Genomic DNA, 792 nt, shown 5'->3' with positions numbered 1-792 from the left:
AGGCGAGAGGGATCGAGATCCTGCCCGTCATCACGCCTGCGGTCGCCGATCTGGACAAGGATAGTCCGGAAGAGCTCTACGCGAGCACCCGGAAACTGGCGGTCACCCTTGCTACCAGGTTCAAGAACGACATCCGTGTTTGGGAACTCGGCAACGAGATGGAAAACTATGCCATCATCAAGCCCTGTGAGAAACGCGACGATGGTTCGCAATATCCATGTGCATGGGGACCTGCGGGCGGAACAGGACCGCTCGATTACTACGGCCCGCGATGGGTAAAGGTGAGCGCTGTCTTGAAGGGCCTGTCCGACGGCATGACAGAGGTCGATCCGAGCATAAGGAAGGCGATGGGCACCGCCGGTTGGGGCCACACCGGAGCGTTCGTGCGGATGAAGCAGGACGGGATCGCCTGGGATATTTCTGTGTGGCACATGTACGGCGATGACCCGGAATGGGCGTTCCGTGAAATCTCGAGATACGGCAAGCCGATCTGGGTCACCGAATTCAACAATCCTTATGGAAGTCAGCGCAGCGAGCGCCAGCAGGCTGACGGCATCAAGCAGACGATGACGCGGCTTAGCGAACTCAAGGACAAATATAAGGTGGAGGCCGCGCACATCTACGAACTGCTCGATGAGGCCTACTGGGCCCCCGGCTTCGAAGCCAATATGGGATTGGTGAGGCTCGTGGCTCTCTCAGATGGCAAATGGCGGACCGGCGAGCCTAAGCCTGCCTACAAAACGGTACGGGACTTCACCCGCGGCCCCCTGCCGATACCCAAGCCCCATCGGG

General features: G+C 59.5%; 1 protein-coding gene. It reads left to right on the top strand.

Annotated features, from left to right (window positions below; translation table 11 throughout):
* A partial coding sequence (locus EOA22_RS35765) for a glycosyl hydrolase (protein WP_245478791.1) occupies positions 1-792 on the top strand: 792 nt, incomplete at both ends.

The sequence above is a fragment of the Mesorhizobium sp. M7A.F.Ca.US.014.04.1.1 genome, assembly GCF_003998745.1.
GTDB lineage: Bacteria > Pseudomonadota > Alphaproteobacteria > Rhizobiales > Rhizobiaceae > Mesorhizobium > Mesorhizobium ciceri.
The sequence above is the reverse complement of the archived record's forward strand: the minus strand, read 5'-3'. Positions and strand labels throughout refer to the sequence as shown.